Raw genomic sequence first — 981 nt, 5'->3', positions numbered from 1 at the left:
GCGGTGGGCGCCGCCGGTGGCCTCCGGGATGATGCCGTCGATGACGCCGAGGCGCAGCAGGTCCTGCGCGGTGATCTTCATGGCGGTGGCGGCCTCGTGGGCGCGGCCCTGGTCGCGCCACAGGATCGAGGCGGCGCCCTCGGGCGAGATCACCCCGTAGATCGCGTGCTCCAGCATCAGCACCCGGTTGGCGGTGGCGAGCGCGATGGCGCCGCCCGAGCCGCCCTCCCCGATCACCACGGCGACGTTGGGCACGCCGAGCGCCAGGCACGCCTCGGTGGAGCGGGCGATCGCCTCCGCCTGGCCGCGCTCCTCGGCCTCGATGCCCGGATAGGCCCCGGCGGTGTCGACGAAGGCGATCACCGGCAGGCCGAACCGGTCGGCGGTCTCCATGAGCCGGACCGCCTTGCGGTAGCCCTCGGGCCGGGCCATCCCGAAATTGTGGCGCAGGCGCGCCTCGGTGGTGGCGCCCTTCTCCTGGCCGAGCACCAGGACCGGGCGCCCGCGGAAGCGGCCGAAGCCGCCCAGGATCGCCTCGTCCTCGCCGAAGGTGCGGTCGCCGGCGAGCGGCGTGAACTCGCTGATCAGTCCGGCGCAGTAATCCACGAAATGCGGGCGCTGCGGGTGGCGGGCGACCTGGGTCTTCTGCCAGGGCGTGAGGCTCGCGTAGATCTCGGCGAGCGCCTGGCCGGCCTTGGCCTCCAGCCGGCCGACCTCTTCGGAGATCGAGACCGCGCCGTCGCGCTCGCCGACCGCGCGCAATTCCTCGAGCTTGGCCTCCAGCTCGGCAACCGGCTTCTCGAAGTCGAGGTAGGTGCGCGTCACCGCCATCGTGTCACAGGTCTTCCCGGGTTCGCCGCTCCGGAAGCGGCGGGCGCGAGGTGTTGGCGATGGCGGGGGTGGTGTCAACCGGCGCCGGGTTCGAGCTGCCGTGCACGAAGGCCGTGGGGGTGGGATTTTCGGGCGGCGCGGTCGTGGTGG

Annotated in this window: 1 protein-coding gene; it reads right to left on the bottom strand. The window is 73.2% G+C overall.

All coding sequences use genetic code 11. The features are described from left to right. Positions 1 to 831, bottom strand: an 831-nt coding sequence (locus FV228_RS30860) for an acetyl-CoA carboxylase carboxyltransferase subunit alpha (RefSeq protein ID WP_147857875.1), incomplete at its 3' end; no start/stop codon positions are given. Positions 832 to 981: the final 150 nt, after the last annotated feature.

Source organism: Methylobacterium sp. WL18 (genome assembly GCF_008040015.1).
GTDB lineage: Bacteria > Pseudomonadota > Alphaproteobacteria > Rhizobiales > Beijerinckiaceae > Methylobacterium > Methylobacterium mesophilicum.
The sequence above is the reverse complement of the archived record's forward strand: the minus strand, read 5'-3'. Positions and strand labels throughout refer to the sequence as shown.